This is a genomic window from Aneurinibacillus sp. REN35 (genome assembly GCF_041379945.2).
In the GTDB taxonomy this organism is placed as follows: Bacteria; Bacillota; Bacilli; order Aneurinibacillales; family Aneurinibacillaceae; genus Aneurinibacillus.
In genome coordinates, this window is the sequence record NZ_JBFTXJ020000012.1 from 68,217 (window position 1) to 94,106 (window position 25,890).

29 protein-coding genes are annotated in these 25,890 nt (G+C 47.3%); 6 read left to right on the forward strand and 23 right to left on the reverse strand.

Annotated features, from left to right (window positions below; genetic code table 11):
* Positions 1–3 precede the first annotated feature (3 nt).
* The 7 genes from AB3351_RS18585 to tpx form a co-directional block, all read right to left on the reverse strand.
* Positions 4–579, reverse strand: coding sequence for a DUF6470 family protein (locus AB3351_RS18585; RefSeq protein WP_371148649.1), 576 nt, complete (start codon positions 577–579; stop codon positions 4–6).
* 12 nt (positions 580–591) lie between these two features.
* Positions 592–1,773, reverse strand: coding sequence for a flagellar hook-associated protein FlgL (gene flgL, locus AB3351_RS18590; protein WP_371148650.1), 1,182 nt, complete (start codon positions 1,771–1,773; stop codon positions 592–594).
* 11 nt (positions 1,774–1,784) lie between these two features.
* Positions 1,785–3,314, reverse strand: coding sequence for a flagellar hook-associated protein FlgK (gene flgK, locus AB3351_RS18595; protein WP_371148651.1), 1,530 nt, complete (start codon positions 3,312–3,314; stop codon positions 1,785–1,787).
* Positions 3,315–3,361: 47 nt separating this feature from the next.
* Positions 3,362–3,868, reverse strand: a complete 507-nt coding sequence (locus AB3351_RS18600; protein WP_371148652.1) for a flagellar protein FlgN — start codon at positions 3,866–3,868, stop codon at positions 3,362–3,364.
* Between the two features lie 46 nt (positions 3,869–3,914).
* Entirely contained in the window at positions 3,915–4,175 is a 261-nt protein-coding gene (gene flgM, locus AB3351_RS18605; protein ID WP_371148653.1) for a flagellar biosynthesis anti-sigma factor FlgM, read from the reverse strand.
* 180 nt (positions 4,176–4,355) lie between these two features.
* Positions 4,356–4,778 carry a flagellar protein gene (locus tag AB3351_RS18610; RefSeq protein ID WP_371148654.1) on the reverse strand — a complete coding sequence of 141 codons (423 nt, stop codon included), beginning with the start codon at positions 4,776–4,778 and terminating at the stop codon, positions 4,356–4,358.
* Between the two features lie 97 nt (positions 4,779–4,875).
* On the reverse strand, positions 4,876–5,397 hold the full coding sequence (tpx, locus tag AB3351_RS18615; RefSeq protein ID WP_371148655.1) for a thiol peroxidase: 522 nt from the start codon (positions 5,395–5,397) through the stop codon (positions 4,876–4,878).
* A 236-nt stretch (positions 5,398–5,633) separates the two neighbouring features.
* Here tpx and AB3351_RS18620 point away from each other — a divergent pair, with 236 nt between their 5' ends.
* Positions 5,634–7,340, forward strand: coding sequence for a transglutaminase domain-containing protein (locus AB3351_RS18620; protein WP_371148656.1), 1,707 nt, complete (start codon positions 5,634–5,636; stop codon positions 7,338–7,340).
* Between the two features lie 177 nt (positions 7,341–7,517).
* On the opposite strand, the gene AB3351_RS18625 is transcribed toward AB3351_RS18620, so the two are convergent.
* The 3 genes from AB3351_RS18625 to AB3351_RS18635 are packed head-to-tail and all read right to left on the reverse strand — an operon-like array spanning position 7,518 to position 10,114.
* Entirely contained in the window at positions 7,518–8,279 is a 762-nt protein-coding gene (locus tag AB3351_RS18625; RefSeq protein ID WP_371148657.1) for a ComF family protein, read from the reverse strand.
* A 14-nt stretch (positions 8,280–8,293) separates the two neighbouring features.
* Positions 8,294–9,856, reverse strand: coding sequence for a helicase-related protein (locus tag AB3351_RS18630; protein ID WP_371148658.1), 1,563 nt, complete (start codon positions 9,854–9,856; stop codon positions 8,294–8,296).
* Between the two features lie 3 nt (positions 9,857–9,859).
* Complete coding sequence (locus tag AB3351_RS18635; RefSeq protein WP_371148659.1) at positions 9,860–10,114, reverse strand: AbrB/MazE/SpoVT family DNA-binding domain-containing protein; 255 nt, start codon at positions 10,112–10,114, stop codon at positions 9,860–9,862.
* 201 nt (positions 10,115–10,315) lie between these two features.
* Between AB3351_RS18635 and AB3351_RS18640 the strand changes: the two genes are divergently transcribed.
* A complete protein-coding gene (locus AB3351_RS18640; protein WP_371148660.1) occupies positions 10,316–10,777 on the forward strand; it encodes a tetratricopeptide repeat protein in 462 nt (153 codons plus the stop codon).
* A gap of 52 nt (positions 10,778–10,829) precedes the next feature.
* Here the strand turns inward: AB3351_RS18640 and AB3351_RS18645 are convergent, their stop codons facing one another.
* From AB3351_RS18645 to metK, 4 genes are all read right to left on the reverse strand, one after another.
* Positions 10,830–11,213 carry a hypothetical protein gene (locus tag AB3351_RS18645; RefSeq protein WP_371148661.1) on the reverse strand — a complete coding sequence of 128 codons (384 nt, stop codon included), beginning with the start codon at positions 11,211–11,213 and terminating at the stop codon, positions 10,830–10,832.
* A gap of 126 nt (positions 11,214–11,339) precedes the next feature.
* Positions 11,340–12,056 (reverse strand): response regulator, encoded by a 717-nt coding sequence (locus AB3351_RS18650; RefSeq protein WP_371148662.1) that lies wholly within the window; start codon positions 12,054–12,056, stop codon positions 11,340–11,342.
* A gap of 15 nt (positions 12,057–12,071) precedes the next feature.
* The gene (locus tag AB3351_RS18655) at positions 12,072–13,256 is read right to left on the reverse strand and encodes a sensor histidine kinase (protein WP_371148663.1); all 1,185 of its coding nucleotides are present in this window, start codon (positions 13,254–13,256) and stop codon (positions 12,072–12,074) included.
* A 201-nt stretch (positions 13,257–13,457) separates the two neighbouring features.
* Positions 13,458–14,666 carry a methionine adenosyltransferase gene (metK, locus tag AB3351_RS18660; protein ID WP_371148707.1) on the reverse strand — a complete coding sequence of 403 codons (1,209 nt, stop codon included), beginning with the start codon at positions 14,664–14,666 and terminating at the stop codon, positions 13,458–13,460.
* A 510-nt stretch (positions 14,667–15,176) separates the two neighbouring features.
* Here metK and AB3351_RS18665 point away from each other — a divergent pair.
* The 3 genes from AB3351_RS18665 to AB3351_RS18675 all read left to right on the forward strand — a co-directional run bounded on the left by AB3351_RS18665 (position 15,177) and on the right by AB3351_RS18675 (position 16,208).
* Positions 15,177–15,392 carry a hypothetical protein gene (locus AB3351_RS18665; RefSeq protein WP_371148664.1) on the forward strand — a complete coding sequence of 72 codons (216 nt, stop codon included), beginning with the start codon at positions 15,177–15,179 and terminating at the stop codon, positions 15,390–15,392.
* A gap of 227 nt (positions 15,393–15,619) precedes the next feature.
* Complete coding sequence (locus tag AB3351_RS18670) at positions 15,620–15,751, forward strand: anti-repressor SinI family protein (RefSeq protein WP_371148665.1); 132 nt, start codon at positions 15,620–15,622, stop codon at positions 15,749–15,751.
* A gap of 127 nt (positions 15,752–15,878) precedes the next feature.
* On the forward strand, positions 15,879–16,208 hold the full coding sequence (locus tag AB3351_RS18675) for a helix-turn-helix domain-containing protein (protein WP_371148666.1): 330 nt from the start codon (positions 15,879–15,881) through the stop codon (positions 16,206–16,208).
* Positions 16,209–16,230: 22 nt separating this feature from the next.
* Here AB3351_RS18675 and AB3351_RS18680 read toward each other — a convergent pair whose 3' ends face one another.
* The 6 genes from AB3351_RS18680 to AB3351_RS18705 form a co-directional block, all read right to left on the reverse strand.
* Positions 16,231–16,857, reverse strand: coding sequence for a sortase (locus AB3351_RS18680; RefSeq protein ID WP_371148667.1), 627 nt, complete (start codon positions 16,855–16,857; stop codon positions 16,231–16,233).
* 20 nt (positions 16,858–16,877) lie between these two features.
* Positions 16,878–17,720 carry a TasA family protein gene (locus tag AB3351_RS18685; RefSeq protein ID WP_371148668.1) on the reverse strand — a complete coding sequence of 281 codons (843 nt, stop codon included), beginning with the start codon at positions 17,718–17,720 and terminating at the stop codon, positions 16,878–16,880.
* A gap of 21 nt (positions 17,721–17,741) precedes the next feature.
* Entirely contained in the window at positions 17,742–18,839 is a 1,098-nt protein-coding gene (locus AB3351_RS18690; RefSeq protein ID WP_371148669.1) for a TasA family protein, read from the reverse strand.
* A gap of 143 nt (positions 18,840–18,982) precedes the next feature.
* A complete protein-coding gene (locus AB3351_RS18695) occupies positions 18,983–19,675 on the reverse strand; it encodes a TasA family protein (RefSeq protein WP_371148670.1) in 693 nt (230 codons plus the stop codon).
* A 104-nt stretch (positions 19,676–19,779) separates the two neighbouring features.
* Complete coding sequence (gene sipW, locus AB3351_RS18700; protein WP_371148671.1) at positions 19,780–20,346, reverse strand: signal peptidase I SipW; 567 nt, start codon at positions 20,344–20,346, stop codon at positions 19,780–19,782.
* Between the two features lie 23 nt (positions 20,347–20,369).
* Complete coding sequence (locus tag AB3351_RS18705) at positions 20,370–21,446, reverse strand: hypothetical protein (protein WP_371148672.1); 1,077 nt, start codon at positions 21,444–21,446, stop codon at positions 20,370–20,372.
* A gap of 273 nt (positions 21,447–21,719) precedes the next feature.
* Between AB3351_RS18705 and AB3351_RS18710 the strand changes: the two genes are divergently transcribed.
* On the forward strand, positions 21,720–22,049 hold the full coding sequence (locus tag AB3351_RS18710; RefSeq protein WP_371148673.1) for a helix-turn-helix domain-containing protein: 330 nt from the start codon (positions 21,720–21,722) through the stop codon (positions 22,047–22,049).
* Between the two features lie 67 nt (positions 22,050–22,116).
* On the opposite strand, the gene AB3351_RS18715 is transcribed toward AB3351_RS18710, so the two are convergent.
* From AB3351_RS18715 to AB3351_RS18725, 3 genes are all read right to left on the reverse strand, one after another.
* A complete protein-coding gene (locus AB3351_RS18715) occupies positions 22,117–22,806 on the reverse strand; it encodes a flagellar brake protein (RefSeq protein ID WP_371148674.1) in 690 nt (229 codons plus the stop codon).
* Between the two features lie 39 nt (positions 22,807–22,845).
* On the reverse strand, positions 22,846–23,838 hold the full coding sequence (locus AB3351_RS18720; protein ID WP_371148675.1) for an HD-GYP domain-containing protein: 993 nt from the start codon (positions 23,836–23,838) through the stop codon (positions 22,846–22,848).
* A 162-nt stretch (positions 23,839–24,000) separates the two neighbouring features.
* Complete coding sequence (locus AB3351_RS18725) at positions 24,001–25,746, reverse strand: phospho-sugar mutase (RefSeq protein WP_371148676.1); 1,746 nt, start codon at positions 25,744–25,746, stop codon at positions 24,001–24,003.
* Between the last annotated feature and the right edge of the window lie 144 nt (positions 25,747–25,890).

Here is a 25,890-nt window from a genome sequence, read left to right on the forward strand (position 1 = left end):
TTATTAATAACCAGCATTTACATTACCGCCGACCATTTGAAAGTGCATCTCATTCTTCTTCTGCATCATATACGTAATTTTCCCTTTTTCATAATGATGCTGGAAGGGTGCGGTATGCACATCAATTGTAGTTCCACCCGTATTCCATTCCATACCCAGATCACCCGGTGTGAAATCCAAGCGCAAAGAAAAATTGCTGGGTACGTTACCATAGGTAAAGCTGTGCTCTGGCAGAAATCTGTTATCCATCGCCAGACTGCGGATCGTATTGCCACCGTGCTCAATCGCCCCCAACTGTTCGCCTTCTAGCGTGACCTTCTCGATATAGGCTAGGGCTTGCTGATGCCCGGCCGCCGCATCTTCAGCGATGCGGCGAAAAGTATGCTTCAAATCCATATCCGCCCAACATTGACTCTGATCAATCGTCAACTGACTTGGCGTACGATGCAGTACCATCTCGGCTGGCTGCTGTTGGATAGAGAGCTCGGCTCTTCCCGGCTCAAATGTGTAGCTAGGAGTCTGTACCTCCCAATCCAACTTCGCAAAGGTCTGCTGTATATCAAGGCGCGGCATGTTCATAAAAGTTCCCTCCTATCGAAGGAAATCAAGCAACGTCGGTTGAATAATGCGGGAGCCAGAAGCCAATGCGGCACGATGTACATTTTCATTGTTCTGTAAATCCATAATGACACGAGCCATGTCAGCATCCTCGCCGTTGGACATCATTGTCTCAAGCCCCATGCTTTGCGTGTCTAAACGGTCTTGAATTAATTGAACTCGGTTAATTCTTGCTCCGACCTGCGCTTGCATCTGCAGGAAGTTATCCATATGGCCCTGAATAATATTGAGATATCCGGTTAATTCCTTACCGTTTTTCGGGACAGCTCCATCTACAGGATCTGATAGTTTCACATAACTAGCATTTGCAGGAAGAGTAGAATCAAACTGAATGATCTTGGTAGGATCGTCTGGTTTGTATCCGATTGCTTTTGTTGGGTCAGTCGGTACATTCTCTAATGGTTTTTGTGCCGGATTTTTTGGGTCATAAAATTGAACCACACCACCTACAACAAGCGGCTCCCCTGTAGTAGCATCAGCAGCAAGCGTCCGGCCGTACTGATCCTGAACATATTCAGATGGTCCCAAATCATTGATAATTTTGCTCATGAGAGCGAAAATATCTGTTTTATATCCGTCCTCTTTTAATTTATCGCCCACTAACGAAGAATTTTGCTGGCCGAATAAAGAGGTGCCATCTACATTGATTGGCAGTTTAATCCCCTCAGACATCTCTAATTGAATATCCGTTTTGTTTTTATTTTGATAAGCATCACCTTGGAACGGAGCCGTGCCCGTATTCGTTCCGCTAAACAAGTACCGCCCATTCAATGTTGTATTCGCTACATTCCCAAGATGGCCGCGTAGTTGAACGATTTCATCTCTAACCTTCTGCCGATCACTTGGATTCAGAGTATCATTTGATGCCTGGGACATTAAATCCTTCAGACGTGTAAGTACACTTCGCCCCTGGTCTATCGCATCTTCCGTAGCTGTCAACCAATCGATTGCATCATCTGAATTACTGCGGTATTGAACATTCTCGGATAGATTTGTACGGTACATCATGCCTCGTGCGGCAATAATCGGATCATGGGACGGCTTTGAAATCTTTTTGCCGGAAGAGAACATATCCTGTAGGCGATCCATTCGATTCAAGCTTTTATTTAAATTACTCATCATTGAATTATTCAGCATGTTTTGTGTAATACGCATGATTATTCCCCCTATCTGCCTACGAGTCCCATGCCGTTGATAATTTTGTCTAGCATTTCATCCACGGCTGTGATCATGCGGGCTGATGCACTGTATGCGTGCTGAAACTTGATCATATTAGACATCTCCTCATCGAGCGAGACACCGGATACGGACTGACGGCGATTCTCCACCTCACCTGCGAGCAGGCTCGTGTTGTCCAGCATACGCTGTGCCTCGCGTGTCTCGATTCCAAGCTTGGCAACAATGCCGCGCGTATATCCATCAAACGAGGTCGTTTCTGAACTGCCAGGTGTTCCGAACTCAATATCGGACTTGTGTTTGAGTGCAGCGATAGCCAGGGCATTTCGATTATCCTCTTCACCCGGTGTTCCCTCGCTTGCATCTTTTTTAGCAGCGATAGCAATCTTTCGTACCGATTGCATAATATCAGGATTCACTTTGAAATCAGAAGCATTCGCAGGTGTGGCCGCTCCGCTTTTGGTTGTAAAGAAATCGACTGGAGTATGCGTACCATTTGCAATGTCATCGAGGTTATATCCCTGTCTATGCAGTTCATTAACCGCTTCAAACATAGATGAGGCTAGATTATTCATTCGTTCAATATAGCTTGGAATAATGTCATCCCGTGAAGCAAGCTGCCCCGCAAGCGCTCCTGTTTTGAATTCTACCTCTGAATATTCATTTGTCTTGTTCTCATCCGTAAATTTCAATTGATACATTCCGTTTGTATCTTTTTCGGCGAAAGCTTGTAAGCTCGATGTTCCTTGCACGAGAGGAATGGAAGAGCTGGTATTTCCCGCAGTCGGCCCTTTTGCGTTTGCAATGATGGATATATTTATCATCCCATTAGTCGATTCAGTAACCGATACGTCTACCAGCTTTGACAGCTTGTCTACGAGCACATCCCTTTGATCGTACAGATCATTCGGCTGATAGCCGTGCGGCACAACATCGCCAATCTGCTTGTTGAGGCTTGCGATCTGCCGAGCATAGGAGTCGATCTCTTGCGCAGTAACATTAACCTCTTCATTCATATTGGTCTGCATCTTCGTCAACGAATCGTGGATAAAGGTGAAATTCTCCGTCATAGCGACCGCATTCTGGCGCAGCGCCTCCCTTGTGGCTTGATCCTTAGGGTTCGATGAAGCTTTCTGCCACGAATTCCAGAATTGATCCATGGAATATTGGAATCCCTTATCGGATGGCTCATTTAGAAGCACTTCAATCTTCTCAAGGGTATCTGTCTTTTTCTCGTAATACCCTACCTTTTTATATTCATCTCGAAATTGCAAATCTAGAAAACGCTCACGCAAGCGCTCCAGGCTTGACACCGTGACGCCAGTTCCCAACTGCCCTGCCTGGCGGGCATTCGTTAAACTTGGATACGGATGCGCTGGTGTAGCTACCATCTCGGCGCGCTGGCGCGAATAGCCCTCCGTGTTAGCATTGGAGATATTATGCCCTGTAACCTGAAGCGCTCCCTGCTGCGCAAAAATACCTCGCTTTCCTATTTCCAATCCAAAAAATGTGGACGGCATGACTTTTCCCTCTTTCCCTGTACGAATTTCTTTACTCTCTTCCTGAGTTACGCCTTGCTGTCAAAAAAACCACGGTTCGCCTGCGTATACGGGTTGGCACGTGCATTCGTCTTCTTATATACATGTTCATCTTCCGGCGGTGCCGTTAATTCTTCAAGCGACATATTTACAAACGCCAGCGACTGTTCAATCAGCTTCTGATTCAGTTCGTTGGCGTGCTTCAATTCGGTAATTACTGTGCCAAGCTTCTGCTGGCAATCGGCGAGTGCTTTCTTCAGCTCCGGATTTCCGGTCATCTCGATCAAGTCGCTTACATAGCATGTTTCCTTACGAACACCCCGCTGCATTAAATAGAGCGAGATTTGCTTCTCTCGCTCTAATTCAAGGGATTGGATGGTGGTGATGCAGCGAGATTCAAATTGCAGGATGCGGGCCAGGTCATTGATGGCGCCCTTGATGAGGACGTCCTTCTTATGCCCGGCAAGCTTCAGCATCCGCTCATGCTCCACAATCAGTTGGTCAAGAATCTCTACAATTGTATATAAATCATTCATTGTGTTTCACCATCCGGTCTTTCTATATATTCTTTACTGTCAGCGATTACAGGCCTTTCTTAAGCAGCGCTTCCGCGATGATCTTCGCGTCTACGTGATACGTGCCATCCTGTACCTGCTTCTTCAAGTCCGCAATTCGCTCAGCACGTTCAGCGGCCGTCTCTTGTGTCCGCTGCAATTCCAGCGCCTCTGTCGATATCTCCAGCTGGTCGCGTTCCTTGCCTTTCGCTTTTGTCTCTTCCTGTTTCATCTCTTGCTGACGATACGGGTTGATTGGCTGAATATGGTTTGGTCTCTCGATTCTCATGTGTGTCACCCCGGCTTTCTTTCCAATTTGCACTGATATCCCTTATTCTTTCCTCATCCTTCATCGGTCTACACCAAATGGATTTCATTACCTCCGGCTGTTTGCGGCTATATAAAAAGAATGCCGACTACTTATTACTTAAGTAATCGGCATTCTTGACAGAACTTTTAACAATTTTCTTTAGTCGATTGGGCCACTTCGATATAATGCCGATCCTTCACGCTTCTTCTGGGCTTCTTCTTCCCGTTTCTGTTCGTCCTCTTTCATGTATCCGGCAAGCTTCTTCAAGTTGCCGGTACAGCTTTCACAGATCGAACCGTTACGGGTTGGCATACCGCAGCTACGACAAGGATAACTCATGTTAGGGTTATTGTCGATGCTAAGCCGCCCTTCTACGATGAACATGGTAATCTGGTTCATCGATACACCGGTCGCTTCACTCAATTCATGAATATTGCACGCCCGGTTTTCCTTCTTCCGCATGAATCGATAGCACTTATCGTACTCTTCATCAATCACTTTAACACACGCTCCGCAGACATTATGCCGTACTTTGCGAAATAGCTGCTGGCAGCGCGGACAGTTCTGCACATCAAAAGACAATAGACCCCTCCCCCTTCACGCATAACAAATATCATGCGTCTATTGTACTGTATTATAAGGAGGGTTTGGGGCCTATTTTTTAAAAAATTGTGTACGATTACTTCGCTGCGACTTCCTTCACCGCTGCGATGGCTTTGTCGTAATCCGGGTGATTCGTCGCTTCCGATACGTATTCTACATACGTTACTTTGTTGTCGGCATCCAATACGAAGATGGCGCGCGCCAATAGGCGAAGTTCCTTAATTGCTACGCCGAATGCTTCGCCGAAGGATAGGTCCCGGTGATCGGACAGCATCTTTACATTCTCAATGCCTTCTGCACCGCACCAACGTGCTTGAGCAAACGGAAGGTCGACGCTTACCGTTAATACCTCTACACCTTCCAATCCTGCTGCTTCTTCGTTAAAACGGCGGGTCTGCGCTTCGCATACCCCTGTATCAATAGAAGGAACGACGCTGATTAAGCGTACTTTTCCTTTTCCATCCTGCAGTGAATACGGTTGTAACCCCTGTGCTAAGACAGTGAAGTCTTTCGCCGTATCTCCCACTTTTACCTCTTCACCGATGAGCGTCATCGGATTGTTTTTGAATGTGATTGCTCCTTCTCTTTCCATTGCCATGAATAGTCCCTCCAATTCAAAAGTGGGTGTTCTCTTCTATATTTTAGAGGAGATACCTCGAAATTACAACACGTTCACAGTGTTTATAATGAATGTATACAAATGTTATGTACCAAAGCGCCTATATTACCATTCTTATACACTTACATTTTCATACATAAAAAGGTGCTTTTTCCTCTGTGGTTTCGCTTTGTTTTTTTATACATTGAAAAAATAGAGTAGGATAGGAGGACGCTATGAGAAGGACGGGACGCATAGTAGGGATGCTGTTGCTGGGTGGAGGTCTGCTGTTCACACAGGGCTGTGCTGCATTGTTCGCTTCCGGGGAAGAGAAGCAGCGGATTGAGCAGGAGAAGAAGGCAAAAGCTGAAGTAAAGCAATATGAAGAGGCGATGAAGAAAGAAAACGAAGCGTTGGAGAAAAAGCCGCTAGAGCTGATGAAATACGCGGAAGAAGCAGACGCTACATTAAAGGGTGCAGAGTACGAAGAATTTGCGGTGAATTCTTCATTCACGCTCTCCGGTGCAGCTAAAAACCATCAAAATTTCCGTTCAGCATACGCCATGATCGAGATACGCACGGTGGATGAAGGCGTTGGCGGGCGTTCGTTTACATATTACGCACCGCTAACCGAGGGTGCATTTGAGCAGAAGATCCAGCTTTTCAACGGAAAAGGCGACTATCGCGTTACCGTACGACTACCAAGTACTAAACAGGATAACTACTATTATGATATTGCCAACTTTAAGGTGCGTAATGTTAATCCAGCAATAAAGCGTGATATTGAAATGACACCGGCAGGGAAGGAAGCGGCACTCACCATTAACAAACCAGCGGCTGGATTTATAAAAAGCAGTGAATCCTTCGTATTGCAAGGCTCACTAAAGCCGCAGGGAAGCAAAAGCTACATCATGATTGCATTAGAGAAGGACGGCGAACGCTGGAAAAACCTTGTTCCTGTAAAGGACGGCGCTTTCTCAACTGATATCCCACTGTTTTACGGCAAGGGCGTACATAAGGTAACCGTGCTGACACCGAAGCCCGGTAAAGAAGATTATTATGAAAATGCGGCCATATTACGTATCGATAATACGTCAAATAAAATCGCAAAGCCTATTACATTCAGTAAGGAATATCAGGAGCGCGGACTTCAGCTCACCTACCCAAAGGCAGGTGGAGAGGAGACGCAGATGAAATATCGCATTGCCGGCACCATCGATCCGAATGCTAAAGATGCGGCCAAGACCACGCATCTAATCGTTCAGACGAAAAAAGGCGAGGACAAAGCAACCTACTTTATCCCGGTTACAAACTACACCTTCGATGACGAGTTCTGGCTTCGCTTCGGTCCAGGCGATTATGAAGTGACGGTGAATGTACCGGAGATTCAATATGAAAACCGCAACTACTATCGTTTTTTTGAAACGGCTTCATTCGAAGTGAAGAATACGGCGATCGAAGATAAACGGGATTTGCTGCCGTCACGGGGTATCCAATCGGATGCGCCGGAGATTAAGCAGCTTGCCGAACAGCTCACAGCCGGCAAGGCAGACGAACGCGCCAAGGCGCTTGCCATCTATGAGTATCTGGCAAAAACAATTAAGTACGATGTGCAGAAATTCGAGAACGATGAATTTAATTATGATGACAGCGCAATAAAGACGCTGAAGGAAAAAGAAGGCGTATGCCAGGATTATGCGTTTCTCGGCATTGCTCTGCTTCGTTCCATCGATATGGAGGCTCGCTTTGTTGAAGGGTATGCGCGTAGCCGTCATGCCTGGATTGAAGTGAAAGTGGATGGTACATGGCTAACGATGGACCCAACCTGGGGAGCCGGCTATATTCAAGATGGAAAGTTCGTGCCGAAATATGATGCAAAATATTTCGATCCAAAGCCGGAGGAGTTCAAAAAAACACATTCCCGCACCGGTACGGGGTACTAGCCTATAGCATATACAAAGGAGACCTTGTCCGATCTCAAGGTCTCCTTTTCTGTATCGCTAGTTTAGTTTGCTTTTAAGACGATGAATCTGTTCTCTGTTTTCATACGCTGTGTCGATTGCGTACCTGACTTCTCCCCGCATTTTATGTTACCACAAAGCCCTATTGCTTTTCGCTATCTACCTCGCCACTGTCAAGCCGTATAGCTGCGCGTCAGGCATTGCCTTTTTGATCGCACAGCTTGCTTCAGCGATGGTCGTACCCGTGGTGTACACATCGTCCACCAGAACAACAACCGGACACTCCGGAAGAGATACGCCATCCTCATTAGCAAAGACAAAAACATTTCGCATCGCCTGCAGACGCATCACCCGATCTTTTTTACTCTGCTTCTCCGTCGATTTTTTTCTCTGCAAAAGACCGTGTACCGGCACATCCACTCTCTCTCCTAATAGCTGTGCCATCTCCTCTGCCTGGTTAAATGTTCGCTCATATAAGCGTTCCTCATGCAGCGGAATATACGTAATCATGTCCACCTTCATCGCATCGTAGTGTATACGCCAAGCCCGCCATAGGAGATAGGCCATGACTTCTCCTAGCTTGCGATCACCCCGGTATTTATACTGCGCCATGTTCTGCTTCATTTGGTCATTGTATCGAACCGCGCTGCGGGAGTGGAGAAAGGGCTGCTCCTTCCGACGAATACAGTCAATACATGTCTCTTCTGAAGACCAGGGACGTCCACATATCGAGCAAATAACACCGGAGATGAAAGCGAATTGCTGCTCGCACATCTTGCAAAGAACCCTGTTCCCTTCACATAATTGATCTGCCCTGGAATGTGTATGCTGACGAACTTGCTGACCGCATACGATGCAGAGCGGCATGGGTGGATACACGATATCTAACAATCCTTCAAAGAACCGCCGCCACACTTTCATCTCTCATCACTCCTTTACTGTATATATCCCTGCCTATGCGCTAGACGATTCATCTCACGAATCTGACGGCAGGCCGCTTTCATTGCATCGGTCACTTCTTCCGCCATAAAAATCACCTGCCCGTCTGGTGCAGCCGCCGAACGCCCAGCACGTCCGGCAATCTGAACCAATGCCGATTCATCAAATACGGGCGCATCTGCCTGATACACCAATACTTGAATCCCCGGAAGTGTAACGCCTCGTTCCATAATGGTTGTCGTAAGAAGGATCTGCAGCTTGCCTTCTCGAAGCTTCATTACCTTCTCCTCTCTCTTTGGATCAGAGGCATGAACAGCCGCAATTTTTTCCTGCCAATTCGCGCGCTGGATGAGGATGTACTGATACAGTATGGGAAGCTGGCGGATCGCCGCAGCAAAAATAAAGGCAGGAACGTTCTCCTTTTCTACGTAATCCAGGAAAGAAAGCAGGGTTGCGATAGGTTTTTTGGCATTTAAACGATCGTTTAATTTTCGTTCCCGGCACATGCCTGGTTCCGGAAGCAGGTGTCCGTGGTAGCGAACCGGGATTTTGACATGAGGAAGAAAAGCCTTGTGGCTGCTGGGCTTTTGCATGCGCTTCTGATAATCAGAACGAGGAGTTGCTGTTAGATAGATGGTCTTGCCGGGCAATGTCCGGGCACGCTGCACAGCAAAAGACAGCATCTCGTCTGCCGTGTAGGGATAAGCGTCCACTTCGTCAATAATGACGGCATCAAACCAGCGGTAAAAGCGAAGGGACTGATGCGTTGTCGCAAGCGCGAATCCGGCAGGACTCCATTTTTCTTCAGCCGGGGTCTTTCCATGCAGCACGGCCAGAGGATAGCTAGGAAAGGCTCGACGCAAACGCGGCGCCAATTCAAGCACGACATCGCGTCTTGGCGTCGCCCATAACACCCGCCGTCCCCCCGCTAGCAAATAATGCAGCAGCGGAAACATTACTTCTGTCTTTCCAGCACCGCAGACTGCCCAGACGAGAAATTCACCTGCATCATCTCTCTCGTAGAAGGAAAGCATCTCACTGGCAGCCATACGCTGCGCTTCTGTTAACTGCGGATACGCATGAAGCGCCTCCATTGTACTTATCTTTCTTCCACTAGCTGGCGATTGCTGTAATGATGGAAATGTATAATAATTCACACAACAACTGCTGCGCCCCATCGTTATACAACGACGGCAATAGGCACATGGGCCATGACATCGCGCACAGTGTACCACGTGCATATTCTCTCCATCTGCACCACACCGGCTGCAGACGTATCCTTCTCTTGTTATCTGTTCTGCTTGCTTCATACCGATCAGGTTTTTAAGGCGATGAAAAAAAGGGAAAGAGCGCTCTTCCCCCTTCTCTCCCTCTTGTCCGGCTGCTCTCCTTACGGCAGGCATACATGTGATTCTTTGTGCAGCAACAAGATGCCCAAGCAGCGGAGCAACTTGGTGCGCCTCTATTCCATGCTGCTTTAGGGCATGCACAACCTCCTCTTCTCTCAATGCGCGTCCCTGCAATACGCGGCATATGTGTGCAAGTCTTTCATCGTTCATATATCACTCCGAACTCTTTACCGTTTTATCAGCCAGACGAACATATTCCTCTTCCTGCTCAGCCACTCGCTGCCTTCCAGTTTGCTCACAAGCCGGCTGCTCCTTAGAATTTCTGTACAGCCGTATCGATACGATTCCATCTTCAACCAGGTCAAATTCAACCAAATCCCGGGGTCCAATTCCTATCTCCTTCATCATTTCCTTTGGCAAAACCACGCTCCCGTCCTCATCCACCTTAATTTGTGAATTTTTTCTCATGAAAATTCACTCCTTCCCTTCATATGGTTTTTCAGCTCACTCATCAGCTTGTACTATGTATTTCGACAATATCCATTATTTTCCTCTTCATATTTTACATAATTTTCTATATATTCACTTTTTATTGTGTCTGTTTCGACACGAAATTACGTTTGACAAAACGAGGAAGCGGACAGACTGGAAGAAAAGAGGTGAATACATATGGATCATGATATTATACGCCGCACCTACTGCTCTCCTGCGCGGGAAGCGTTTCTGCGGCGAACCAGCAAAGTCATGCCTAATCGTCCCGGCAGCGCTCTCTATATTAACACAACCGATCCTTCCTATTATGAAAAGCGGCTGCGCTGCAACCGTCATGATGTACGTGCATTGTATTGTATCGGACGTAAGTATGAGCGGGCAGGAGCCGTTGTAAAAGCCAGAGAGTATTATGAACGGGCCACAGCAGTTGATCCGTACTATGAGCCTGCAGTTGGAGCGTTACTTATTCTGCGGCGCAAAGAAGAATACAGCAAGCGGCTGCGTGAGGCGAAAGCCATTCGTGAACGAGAAGCTTGTGCAAAAAGAAAACGAGGCCTGTCCTCCTTTCGGGCAATGCAGACGGTAATGATCTCCTACCTCATTATTCTGCTGCTTGTATTCGGTGTTCTCCTTAGGTAAAGAAGAAAAGAGCGAAGCCTGGGACTGCTTTTGCTCTTCTCTGGTATCAGCTTCATGTATGGCGCAAATCCAATACCCACGCTTCCGGGGGAATAGCTGCCCTCTCTAACTCTGCCTGCTCGACCTGCAGCTCAGGCCAGTGACGCCGAACGAGCGCAAGCATCGGGTGCATCTGCTCCGGCAAGGGCGACAGATAGATACGCATGGGAACTCCTTCTACAGCCGACGTCCAAACGGTATGTCGAATAGCGTATTCCAGTTGTTCTTCCGTATTTTCTAATAGAAAAAAAACAGGTAACGGCGCTTTTTTCCTGCGAGAAAGCAAATGCCAGTAAGCGGGAGTGCGATCAAACAGAAGGGCGCCAAACCATATCATAAGCCAGGTGCTGATCAGGTAGATCGCAGCGGTAATGCCTAAAACCGGCCATATCTCCATTGCGCATTCCCTCCCTTTTGTTTTTAGGATATGCGCTAAAACCTGACCATGTGACAGAAATGCGCCCAGCAAAGCGACCGCATAAAAAAGGCGAGCAAGATGCGCTCGCCTTTTTCATGTATTTACTTAGGACAGTTTTACCCAGCCGTTTTTGATCGACATAACAACCGCCTGTGTACGGTCCTGTACATCAAGCTTTTGCAGGATGCTGCTGACATGGTTTTTGACCGTCTTCTCACTGATGAACAGTTCTTCGCCGATCATGCGGTTGCTTTTGCCTTCCGCCATCAACTGCAACACCTCACGCTCACGCGGTGTCAGGGCCAAAATATTGCTTTCTTTATCATTGCCACCCAGCTCGCTCACATCACTGAGCAGGACATTCTCATCATGGCTGTGTTCAATGCTGCTAAGACGACGGAATTCGCCGATCAGCTTACCTGTTACTTTCGGGTGAATGTAAGCTTCCCCACGCGCAACCGAATTGATTGCTTCGATTAATGCGTCAGAATCCATCTCTTTTAATAAGTATCCAGCCGCGCCTGAACGCAGGGACTTGTATACATAGTTTTCGTCATCATGAATCGATAAAATAATGATTCGTGATTCAGGTGCACGCTCTTTGATGCGCTGCGTTGCCTGCACGCCGGTCATCTTCGGCATGTTAATATCCATGAGAATCACATCCGGCTGCAGGTCGCCTGCCATCTGGCATGCTTCTTCTCCATCCGATGCTTCTCCAAGAATTTCAAAGCTCTCTTCCATCTCCAGAATTCGCTTGACGCCTTCACGAAATAACTTGTGATCATCCACTAATAAAATTGAAATTTTTTGGTCCGTCATATTAACCTCCATTAATTAAGGTGTTGTTTGTTCGCTGCTATGATTGTTGTCATTCTCTTGAATACGCAGGGGTATGCTGAAGAAAAGCTTGGTTCCCTTCCCTTCCTCGGATTCGATTTTCATCTTACCCTGAAGCAGTTTAACCCGCTCCTGCATCCCCATAATTCCAAATTGAGGCCGTTCCGCCTTAGTCGACTGGTCGAAACCGACGCCATCATCCATTACAAGGAAGTTCACGGCGTTCTTCTTAAATTCCAGCCGAACTTCCACATGGCTCGCCTTCGCGTGCTTCGCGGTATTGTTCAGGGACTCCTGAATCAGGCGAAAAACGGCAACTTCAATCGAATTCTGTAATCGGCGTTCCGGAGTAAGCAGAGAAAGCTTCGCCCGTACTCCGTGCCGTTTCTGAAATTCCTCTAGATACTTACGAAGCGTAGGCACAAGTCCCAAATCATCAAGAGCCATCGGTCGTAAGTCAAAGATAATTTTCCTTACATCTACCAGACTTGCCCTTGTAAGCTCTTTTAATAACCGGAGCTCGACTTTTGCTTCGTCAATTCGATTCTGATTCAGCATTCTCTCAACAATCTCACTCCGCAGAGTGACATTTGCCATGGACTGGGCAGGACCATCGTGAATATCCCGGGCTACCCGCTTGCGCTCTTCTTCCTGCGCCTGGATGATCTGAATGCCAAGAAGCTGCTGCTGCTGCGCTGACTCCAGCGCAATGCCTACTCGCTTCAGATCTCCCTGGAGGTAGTTTAGCACAAGCCCCATCTGAGAAATCAAGTTTTCCGATTTCTCAATGGTGTGCAATATGTTCCGGTGGCGGCGCTCCAATTCATCTCTGCGCTGCCTAAGACGCAGTTCCTTATCTCGTGATAAAGATAGTTGAATCTGCATCTGACTAGCCTCTTCATATGCTTCACGGATATCAGATTCACTATATTGCCGAAAGCTGCGGCTGATGCTAGCAAGCTTCTGGCGCGCTTGCCTTGCTCTCAGCTCTAGCTGGTCCGTCTGTGTAATCACCCGTTCAATCTCATCCTTTAGGGCTTCCAGTTCGAGGCTGATGTGATTGCGCTCTTTATGCGCATTTTCCGCAATGTCAAATATCTTCTCTTTGCTTTGCTCCACGGATGAAACCGTTCGTTCCATGATTTCATCTAAGGCGTGGATATCAATATTCGCCTCGGGCATGTACATCCCCTTCCTTACCATTAGCCAATAAGTACCATCCCAATTGTTACCTTCTACGCTTCTCTTCCATTAGTTTTCTTCTTCTTGATCCTCTTTATAGGTAAGGAGAACAAAAACTCATTACCTATTGTACCATTCATCCCTACTAAACAAAACAAGACCCACACACTATTGAAGTGGTGGGTCTTAATTCCTATTTTATTAGCGAGCGGCGTATTCTGATGCTTCTTTCTTAAGAATTTCCGCCTTATCTGTTTGTTCCCATGGTACATTTAGGTCATTGCGGCCAAAATGTCCATAAGCAGCTGTGTTTCGATACATCGGACGACGCAAGTCAAGCTGCTTAATAATGCCAGCCGGGCGAAGATCAAAATGCTTGCGAACAAGCTGTACTAAGATCTCTTCATCCACTTTGCCTGTGCCGAATGTGTCGACGCTAATGGAAACAGGTTGTGCTACACCAATTGCATAAGCCACCTGAACTTCACACTTCTCCGCAAGTCCTGCTGCTACAATGTTCTTGGCCACGTAACGTGCCGCGTACGCGCCGGAACGGTCTACCTTTGTCGGATCCTTACCGGAGAACGCACCACCGCCGTGACGAGCATATCCGCCATATGTGTCAACGATAATTTTACGTCCAGTTAATCCGGCATCCCCCTGCGGTCCGCCGATAACAAAGCGGCCTGTCGGGTTGATGAAATACTTCGTGCTCTCATCAAGGAATTCCGTTGGAACGATCGGCTTGATTACATGCTCTTTCAGATCGTTCTGGATCTGTTCAAGCGTAACGGCCGGATCATGCTGCGTGGAGATAACGATCGTATCTACACGAACCGGTTTATCTCCTTCGTATTCAATCGTTACCTGTGTTTTTCCGTCTGGACGAAGGTAAGCGAGTGTGCCGTCTTTGCGAACTTCAGCTAAGCGGCGTGACAGCTTATGAGAAAGCGAGATCGGCAGCGGCATAAGCTCTGGTGTCTCGTTGCAGGCAAAGCCGAACATTAAGCCCTGATCCCCCGCACCGATCGCTTCGATCTGCTCGTCCGTCATCTGACCTTCGCGTGCTTCAAGGGCCTGGTCAACACCTTGTGCGATGTCAGGAGATTGTTCATCAATAGAAGTTAGTACTGCGCACGTATCTGCATCAAAGCCGAATTTGGCGCGCGTATATCCGATTTCACGAATGGTCTCGCGAACAACTTTCGGAATGTCTACATAGCAGCTTGTTGTAATCTCGCCTGCTACAAGCACCATACCTGTTGTTACGGATGTCTCCGCCGCTACACGAGCGTTCGGGTCTTTTTCAAGAATTGAATCGAGAATTGCATCAGAGATCTGGTCACAAATCTTGTCCGGATGGCCCTCGGTAACCGATTCTGATGTGAAGAGATGACGGCCTTTTTTCAGCGCCATATTCACGTACCTCCTTATAAACCATTATCATGGATGGTCTTACCAAGATACGGTACTCCCTTCCCAAACTAGTCGCAAAGCAGTAAAAAAACCTTTTCCATGTGAATACATGCTGGAAAAGGGTCGATTTTACTCATTCTTTGCCCTTTATCTTCCAGAAACAAGTATGTATGTCGCATACCGTTCTGCTGGTTAGCACCGTTCATCGCGTCCGGAAAGCGCAATCATTCACGAAGAAGCTTATATGCTTCGCCTCTACGCCTTCTTTCCGTTACATGATCGCAGTGTGGTTGCCGGGCTTCATCGGGCCAGTCCCTCCGCCTGCTCGGGATACAAGGGTCTTCCGTTCTAGACGAGCATATCTTATTTCTTTGGTCGTGTCAACCGGAAACAAAGCGAATTCCTTTCCTACTTTATGTTCTTTATTAAGTATAAAATACTATACATATTGTTCTTTATAAAGTACAATATATGTAAAGTTCGAAACAGAAATGAGGAAAAGAAATGGATGTAGACTCCTTTCTTCACCCCAGCCCCCACAAAAAAATGTATGAAAAGATGTTTGCGCTCTGCCAAACGAAGCTCGAACTCCTCACCTGCTATCGGGGACTGGTGGGGCAGGTGATGGACGGACATATCCCCTGCAGGGATAAAATCGGAGAAATCTGCACCATTGATGAATCCTTCTGTCATATACGCGATCAGAAGTTTCCCCGCTAAGCTTTTGCCTAACGTATCCCACACCTCGTAATAACAGGACGGCCTTTTCATTATTTTTTCCTGACTCACTACTTAAAACCCATATACTCACATAAATAACGTAGTGTTAGTAATAAAACAAACCATTTTCCAGTTTTCGACAACCTTTTTGTTTTTTATTTGCTATGATTTTCGTAACCGTATAGAGAAAGAAAATCATACGTATTTTATCGAAGCAGGGGGATGCGATGTCAGAGAAAAAAAGGGAGCCACTAGACAATGAATGGATCACTCTGATCAAAGCAGCAAAAGAAATAGGGCTGCGTCCGGAGGATATCCGAGATTTTCTGAGGAAAGGAGCGGTAGCTAAAAGAAATTAAACACTCTGACATAGCTTGTTTGCCTTTTGCATGCAATACAGCATAATAATTTCTGCTTCATTTTGACAAAGTATCTTTTCAGTCCTATTATAGAATGAGATACTTTTTAGAGAACCGGAGGAAGCGGATGATCGGAAGACGGTTGCGGCAACTACGTGTAGAAAAAGGGTTGTCTTTATCTGAACTAGCAGAACGGGCAGGAGTAGCCAAGTCATACATCAGCTCCATCGAACGGGACATACAGAAAAACCCTTCCATACAATTCTTAGAAAAGATTGCAGCGGTTTTGCATGTACCAACTGATTTCTTCCTGCATGCGGATGCAAAACCTGCTGAACAACTGGATGATGAATGGGAAGAACTCGTACGTGAAGCAATGGATTCCGGAATCACAAAAGAGCAATTCAGAGAGTTTCTTGAATTCAATAAATGGCGACTTCATCGAGAAAAAGAGTAAAAGAGCTGTGCTACAGGCTCCTTTACTCTTTTTTTGTAGACAAGGAAGCACTCAAGATAAGACGCTTTGGTGCAGGTCCTACATAGCTGAATGGATAACATGTAATCAAGGTCAGCACCGAATCATTCTCTCTTAGCGTAAGGGACCGATCATCCTCTTCTACAATTCTACGGCTCTTGACCTTATATACATATGTGCCATCGAGCGTCTGAACGCTCACCTCATCGCCGATGCCAACCTCCCCCAACTGCCGGAATACGCCATCCCGATGTCCGGCCAAAACAGCATTGCCTCTCGCTCCCGGCATGACACTTTCTTTAAAATGTCCCACGCCTTTTGCCAAATCCCCCATTGATGTTCCTTCTACGATCGGCATTTCTTGATGCAGCGTAGGAATGACGATTTTGCCGATGACCTCTCCTTCGGGAAATACGATCCGGGGGCGAGCTGTACTTCCCTGCGTCTTCTGCTCCTGTATAATGTCAGATCCGCTAAACTGTGCATGGGTTTGTTTTTTCTCCCACTGCTGCAAAGCCCGCTCGGTCATCCATGTCGAGGAGAGAATCTGGAGCACCGAGAATACACCCACACATAGCGAGAGGACAAGCGTGACTGCAGATATGCTTAAAACTACCGTACGCTTCCCCACCTTCTTCCCTCCGCTTCCACTTATTTCGGCCTCCCCGCTCTCCATAGACTGAAGCTTGATATCATCATCGCTCCCACGCTGAGCAAAAGAATATTAAACCAGGGACTTGCCGTATCCGGCAGTGGAATCCCTGTAGCAGCGGCAGGTGGATTTTTTACGCCCGTTTGTGGAGGAAGATCTGGGGTCGCGGGCGTAGGGGTCTTGATTTCCGTTATCTGTGGCGTATCGGTTGGCGGGATAATGGGACGATCCGTAATCCGTGTCTCTTCTATTAGATCAGGCTTCGTACTACTATCATCTACGGTACTCGGAGAATCACTGCCGCGATCACTTCCCGAATCTCCGTCTCCGCCCGTCGGCGGCTCAGCCGGATGATCCGGCTTCGTACCTGCTGTAGCTGCAAATACGAACAAATAGACAGCACTGGCCCCCTGATATTCGTTGCCCGCTTCATAAGGAAAGCCAATCGTTACCTGAAGAGCCTTCTCCTCCCCCGGTCGCAGCTTACTCATAGGAAAGCCTGCAAAGCGGTTCAACAGCCCCTCATACAGCGGCTGCCCTCCCTCCTCCACTTTTAATGTCAGAAGTCTATAGAAATCCTCTCTTCCGCTTGCAAACTCAGCCCCGGAAACATATGTTATTTCCGTATTTCCGTTATTTTTAACAGTCAAGGTGGATGTGACCGTATCGCCCGGCTTAATATTTTTTACATTCATGAATACTTCCGCCGGACTTAGTCCGATGTCTACCGTGATGTTTTCGGCACGAACAGGCTCTATACCGAAGCTGCCGGTCATCCACACAGCACACAACAGCAGGCAAAACAGCCGCATTCTTGCTCTTCGCATCGTGCACTCGCTCATCTCCGGATACGCTCCCTTTTCTTATTCTTCTCGTACCTGCATGAGTTCAAAGCCAAATACTAATGATACCGATGCACCTTCGTACTCCTTCTGCGAACGATTCGTATCGATGAATTGCGCTTCCACTTTCATCTTTTTGGATGTACCTGGTTTCATTACGGTGTTCAGGTTTACTTTGAAGTCCGGTTTCTTTAAGTGGCTGATGTATATATCTTCATCTGAGGCAATCCCTGCTGCTTCCTTAAATAAAGGAAGCGTATCATGTCCATCAATGTATATGTGATGAATTTTGATTTGCGTGCCAAGATCCACTTCTTCGGAAGATACGGACGTAATGGCGGCTAACCGCTGCTCGAACTCACTCTCAGACATGGTAGTCGCGCCAACCGCTACAGCGGAATCGGCCTTCATCTCCGCTGTGCAGGAGGCGATAACAGCCTGCCCGCTCCATGCTTCTCCCTTTCCCGGATGACCGGGGCGCTGCATTACTTTCACCATATATTTTCCTTGCGCACCATTCGGATTACTTCTTGGCTGATACGTAATCGTATGGCTCTGTCCGCTTGTGAGCGGCCCATAGCTGCCCTGCGCCACAATCTTTCCATCCTTTGCGTTTCCTTTGTTCGTGACAGGTACCCAGTATACGTAATAGTCCGCCGCCCCTTTCATATCACGCGCATCACGGCTATTTGTGACAACCGTTCTGATTTGATCGCAATTACCGGTAAGAGCGCCCACCTGAATTGAGCTTTTGTCCCAACTTCCCGCTCCTGGCTCTTCCTCGCCAGGTTCTTCTCCTCCCGGATCTTCGCCATGCCCTGGAGGATCTGGCTTTTTAACGGAAGTAGAATAGTGAGACGTGCGGAGGGAAAGGTAGCCATCTAATGAGCCCACATTCTCTAGATAGAATGTATGATCAAACCTTTGTCCGGGCTGAATGTTATGGACTTTGAACTCCTGTTCCACAACGCTATCATTCAAATTGACATGACCGGCTTCAAATTCTCCCGTCGTCTTCTCTTCATCATAAAAGTGCGCAACCGTGCCGCCTGTTGCCAGAAGCGCGCCAAGCAGCAGCGAAAACAGCATAAGATATAGCTTTCTCTGCAATGATTTCATCAGACAACCTCCTGTTTCCCACCATGATTTTTACCAGGAGGCAGGGCATGGATTCCAGCCTCTGCCTACATTGTGGTGTACGCGCAAATGATAGGAAAAAAAGGCGGGTGATTTCACCCACCTTTTTGCTGTATACGGCCTGCTTATCGTCTTTCGGTTTGTTCCTTATTCAGCTTCTCAATATTGTCGCCATCATTAAACTTCGTACCAGCGAATTGCTGTGCGATGAATTCAAAGTCGATTTTCTTAAATTCATCTTTCATGTATTTGTTGTCCGCATTTTCATTGAATGTTAGGGTGATGCTCACCGGATCACTATCCACCGGAAGGGCCGGCAGGCTGTGATTTGGTGTCGGATCGGTCAGATCTGCCGTTTGCGAGAGCAGATTCAAATCCTTCAATGTGCCATTGTATATATCCCTTGCTAGACCACCCTCTCCGGCTCTTACCTTCACATTGATTTGGCTTGCGAATTCATCAGCCGTATTTACGCCGCCAAGATCAGCATCTCCATTAATGTTCGCGCCGCCATCCGTATAGCCCGCTGCACTTCCGTCGTATCTCACTTTTAAGAATACGTCTTTAATGGAGAGTGTACCGCCGTTTTTCAAGCTAAATTTCTTCTCAATGCTGTCGCCAGGCTTCAAGTTTTTGAGCGCGGATTGATACAAGGCAGACCCGTTGACACCATTGAGCTGAAGATCAAGCACACCGGCCGCATACGAATTGGACACTTTCTCCGTGTCAGTAAATGCCGCCCACGTTCCTCCTCCGATTAATGCAGCGCCCAGTGCTGTCGATGCCATTGCCATGCCAATCTTCTTTTTGATACCCATTATTTTCTCCTCCTTAAATTATGTGCCAGTATGTAGGCGAGTGTATTTTTGAACCTCCCAGGCTCGGTATGCATCCTAGGAAGTAGTCAAACGAATGAAGCGTGCTAGATTTTGATGGTCGCGTCCTTCTTCTCCTTCTCGTCTTCCAGACGGGAGAGCAGCTTCCACATATCAAATACTTGATAGAGAATGATGAAGGCTCCAGGTACCACAGTCAGAAGCAGAATCCCTGCTTTCGATGAGGCGTAGGTGAATACATACCCGAGATAAGGGACTGTGATGTTCTCGTATTTGGCCACAACATTAGCTGCTATAATCGGTTCAGGGTCCTGCGTTTTGTTGTTATCGCCTTTGGTGATAAATTGGAGCGTATTGCCTGAGCCCAGCACTTCTTTAATGCGGTGGGTTACCTTTTGTTCCTGCTCATTGACAAATGTGATAATATCTCCGGCTCGTAAGGTGGAAGGGTTCGTTATCGAGGTTACAGCAATGATCGATCCTGTCTGGAAGGTCGGTTCCATCGAGCCTGACAGAACATTTAGCACCTCATAACCAAAAATGGTCGGTTTGTTGCCCAATAATTTGCTAGAAACCGTAAAGTAAGCAAGCACAAGCAAGATGAGCATAAGGAGTATGGTTATACTCGTGCTGATCCATTTTTTGATTGTCACATTCATCCCTGCCTTTCTTTCCTCTATGGATTGGCAGCTCCGTCGCTGCCTGAGTCTGTATCAGACTGCCCGCTCTCCGTTGTCTCTTTGGCGCCTTCGTCTGAAGAAGAGCGATCTTCTTTCACTTCCGCATCATCACTGTCCCTTTCAGGTTGTGTATTCTCACCTGCAGGTGTGCTGCCTTCTTCCGCTTTGCCTGTATCGGACGCAGGCACGTCTTGGGCTGGAGCGGTATGTTCTCCGTCCGGTTGAGCAATATCCGGTGCCGGTGAAGTACCGCCGCTATGATCCGGCGCCGGGGCGGGAGCAGTTCCTCCCCCTCCTCCCGTGGCTGGAGCAGAGCTGTCACCTGAGGATGTGCCACCTCCACCTGAAGGTACACCTGTACTGCCACCGCCAGGAGGCGGAATCGGCTGTATTGCTTCTGCCGTAGGCAGTACTGTCTGTTCCTTTTGCGCAATCACCCTGTCGGCACGTTCAGAGATTGTCTGAATGCTTGCTATATTTTTTCTAATGGCCGCTGCGGCATTCGCTGCCGTATGCTGCGCCTGTTCAATATCCGACTGGATTTTCATCGCATATTCAAGGCTTTGCTGAAGTGCTTGGATTTTCTTATCCTTATATAGATCCTGCCCTCCGTAATTCTTCTGTGCATCTGCTACTGCTTTCTTCGCATCCGTAACCTGCTGCTCCGCTTCCTCCCTGTATCTTTTCAACTCCTGTATGATCGCTTCGACCAATTGTTCTTGCTGAAGAACAGAGAGAAGTCCTACATCAATAGAAGAAGATTTGATCGCTTGGGCTTCCAAGGCTCCTTGTGCGCTTTCGCAAAGCCTGAGGCGTTCTTCGGCCAGGGCTTCTACGCGGCTTGCTTCCATGCGTGATCTCATCGCTTCCTTTACTAATCCATTCAGCGTCTTCTCAAATACAACGGATGCAATGATCTGTACATCATTCACCTTCTGATCAGAGAAGTAGGCGAGTGCAGGCGATGCATAGTGAGAGATGCTTAAGGAGAGAAGAGAGAATAAACTTACCATCCTGCGTACTCTTCGCTGTCTTCTCTTTCTTCTCAATCTCGCTTTTCTCGTCTGCCTCATATGCCTTCGCCCCCCATCTATTAGTGTTTTTGTTCTTTATAAAGAACAATTAAGATGAGTATACGGTGTGCGTCAGTTTTAAACAAACTTGTATATCTGTTGTTTTTCGTCGTTTACAAAGGATTATCACCGTTTAATTCTTTATAACGCACGATTTCTATATATTTTCGTTCTTTTTAAAGAAATTATTGTTTTGTAAAACGAACGTTTTTCATATTAAAATAGTGTACATCCACTTTTTCTTGTTGGTATCCTGATACAAAGGAGATGCAAATGATCGGGAGACGTATTCGTCACTTGCGCAGGATAAAAAAACTATCCCTCTCTCAATTAGCCAAGCGTGCAGGTGTATCTAAGTCGTACCTAAGCTTTATCGAACGCGATCTCTCAACCAATCCATCCATTCACTTCCTTGAAAAGATCGCAAACGTACTGGATGTATCCGTCAATTCCATGCTTAGATCCGAGGCGGAAAATACGAAAGAGGCAGATGTAGAATGGCACGAATTAACGGCGGAGGCCATCTCTTCAGGCATCAGCAAACAGGAATTCCGCGCTTTTATTGAATGTAGGAAGTGGAAGAAACAGTCGCATGAGGAGTGAGAAGCGGAAAACACAAAAAGCCTTCCGGTTGAAAAAACAACCGAAAGGCTTTTTGAATGGGTAGGGCTTATGCATTGGACATACGATGCAGTTCAATTTGTTTGCGGAAGCAGTATTGAATGAGCGCTTCTTGATCACGGTTCGCAATCTTTGTAAACCTAACACCGAAGATCATCTCTTCTTTCTTTACATCAGAAGGCAGAATATTAACGATGTCTCCTTCGAACAATATCTCGGTGACCGTATTTTTATCCTTCTCAAAATATAATGTTCCCTTCATGAGTGTTCCTTGTCTCAAATCAGGGTGCGGTGCCGCTGAGAAGCGAAAGCCCCCGCCGCTAATATTATGGGTTGTAAGAAGCATATCGTGTTTTTTTTCATTCAGATTTTCCCGTGCAAAAAGAGCGACACTCACCGTAAAAGAAGCAGGAATCCTAAGGAATCGTCTGCGCTGAATACGGGATATCTCTTCTTTTGGCGGCTTCTGAAGCACAATATGTGGAATGTGTCCCGCCGCTTTCCCTACAACCGTAGTCATGAAAGAGTACATCTCAATCCCATGCTTCGCTTCATGGGTGAACACTACCGCAACCCGGTCTCCATTCATCAAAAAGTGAATCTTATTCGTCGCTTCATCAATAGGAAAATTAATAATAATAGCCTGTTCATTCACATCAAGCACTGTAGCCCGCAGGTACTTTTTTTTGGCACCTTCACCCGTTTCAAGATGTATGGTTTGCGAAAGGTTCGGATACAATTCTCTCACCACTTTCTATTGGATGCATATTCCCGGGGGTTATTCCAATATAATTTTTTGGATTTGTATGAATGGATCTTTATGCAGATCGATATATTCACTGCCGCTTTCGATAATCGGCAATGTAGGATGAGAGGGATGAATGAAACGAACGATCCCTTCTCTGCCATCAGAGAGCAGAACAGGTCTGCCGAGCAGGGAAAGCATCATCCGATGGATGAATACATGCAGCAGCTCCGGGTGCAGCTTGCCAAACCGCTCCTTGTGCATCTCATTCATGACTTCATAGAATGGGATCGCCTCCCGGTATACCCGCTTGGAGGTCATCGCATGGAATACATCCGCAATCGCTACGATCTTGCTAAAGAAATCAATCTGAGCGGATGGAAGTCGATGCGGATATCCTGTGCCGTCTTCACGCTCATGATGCTGTAACGCGACAATGGCGTAAATATCGGGCGCAGCTTTTGTATTCTGCAAGATTTCATATCCGTATACGGCATGTCTTTTTATGCATGCATATTCTTCATCCGTGAGCTTGCCAGGCTTATTCAGGATTTCCTCCGAGATACGTACTTTTCCTATATCGTGGAGAAGCGCTGCAACCGTTAGGCTCGATAACTGCTCACCTGTTAGATTCGTCCATGTTCCGATCATAGCTGAGAGTACGGCAACACCAATATTATGGCGGTATGTATAGTCGTCTTTTTCTAGGAGATGAGAGAGAAGGGAAAAAATATCATGATTGGACGCTAACTGTTGTACGGTAGGTGCCATGACGTCTTCGATTTCCTGCAATGGAACCTGATTGCTATCCCGTGTAAATTCAAAGATTTCCTTCATCTGTTCTGTGGCTTCCCGTATAATCGATTCCTCTTGATTGATCGTATCTTCTTGTCTGAGGAAAATACGGTTTCTGACCAACAGTGTAACGTGATCCTTTTGCAGCAGTGTGCCTTTTTTCAGCAGACAGACACCGTTGTACGCCACAATATCTTCCTTTACGATTTTCCCAATCAAATTATCGATCATCTATTGCTCTCCGCTTCTCCTTTCACCCTCAATCCTCTCTGCAAGCAAACATATCACCTTATAATTTCTAAGTATAATTTTACCATGATACACTTAAACATCAAGTGCTAAATACCTATAAAACAATATACGCATAGGGATAAAAAACAAAAGATGCAGGACTTATGATTCCTGCATCAGCGTATCAAGCTTACGGAGTACATCGGCCTTTATTTCCTGCAGCAGCGCTTGCGCTTCTTCCATCGATGCGGCCTGCATACCAAAATAAAATTTCATCTTCGGCTCTGTACCGGAAGGACGAAGGCAGAACCATCCCCCACCTTCAAGCATATATTTCAGCACATGAGCAGACGGAAGCGTAAGACGCTCATCTCTTCCCTCACCGATCCATGTGCGCACCCCTGTACTGTAATCTTCTATCGCAGTGATCCGCTTGCCCCCTGCCTCTGTCGGCGGCTCATTGCGGAAAGCCTCCATAATCGCCCCGATTTTTTCCAATCCTGCTTTGCCTTTGAGCGTGAGCGAGACGAGGTCTTCTAGATAATAGCCGTACATGCTGAAAATCTCCAGCAAGCCTTCGTACATCGTCATTCCACGCGACTTATAATAGGCTGCCACTTCCGCCGCCAAGAGACAGATCTGTACCGCGTCTTTATCCCGGACATCATCACCTGCAAGATAGCCATAGCTTTCTTCATATCCGAACACAAACGTATGACTGCCTGACACCTCGAATTCCTTGATCTTCTCCCCAATGAACTTAAATCCTGTCAGCGTATCCATCGTCTCCATGCCAAATGCTGTGGCAATCGCGCGGCCGATCTCTGACGTTACAATCGTCTTCAATACCACGCCATTACTAGGCAGCGTTCCTTGCGCCCGCTTCTGCTCAAGCAGATAATGCAAAAGCAGCGCCCCGGTCTGGTTGCCGGTCAGCACCACGTAATCTCCGGCTGTATTCTTCACCACTACACCCACACGGTCCGCATCCGGGTCCGTGCCAAGCAGCAGATCCGCATCAAGACGCCGTCCATATTGAATCGCCAGCTCAAACGCCGCATGTTCTTCCGGATTTGGAGAAGCGACCGTCGAAAATTCGGAATCCGGCTCCTCCTGCTCTGCCACAACGGCCACCTGCGTACAACCAAGCGCTGCAAGTCCTTGGCGCACAAGCCGATTCGATGTGCCGTGCAGTGGCGTAAATACGATCTGTACCTTATCACCCATCTGCCGCAGCAGCTCAGGGTTCGGACTCAGTGCACATATTCTCTCCATATAGGCGTCATCGACTTCGGTGCCGATCCTATGCAGCAGTCCTGCCTCGCGAGCGGCTCGCTCCTCCATCACATCAATGGACAATTCATCACGTATTTCATTCACGTACGCCGTGACAGCATCCGCTTCTAATGGAGGCAGCTGCCCCCCATCCGGACCGTATACCTTGTATCCGTTGTATTCAGGCGGATTGTGGCTTGCCGTAATCACGATGCCCGCATATGCGCCAAGATGACGCACAGCAAAGGACAGCACCGGAGTAGGCCGAATATCATCGAACACATACGCAGGAATACCATGCCGATTGAATGTTAAGGCCGCTTCTAACGCAAATTCACGCGATTTGCGGCGTACATCATAGGCAATGGCTACGCCTCGCCCCGTCGCTTCTCTGCCTCGTGCAGTCATATAGCGCGCCAGACCTTCTGACGCTTTCCGTACTGTATAGACATTCATTCGATTTGTGCCTGGGCCGATCTCGCCGCGCAATCCTCCGGTACCGAAAGCAAGGTTACGATAGAAGCAATCTTCAAGCTTCTCAGGATAAGCGGTCAAAGCGCTCAGTTCCTTTCTCACGTCTTCCGGTAAGTCAGGATGGGATAACCATTGCTCCGCTTTCCGTCTCCACTCCATCTGCTGCATCCTCCTTTTTTTCTACGAATCGGTCGTCTTTTTACTATTATATGTTATTACGCTTATCGCTACATAACGAAAAAAAGCGAAGGCTATTCGTATGCCTTCGCTTTCTGTATTCACGTATGGATTGGCTCTTTTGCT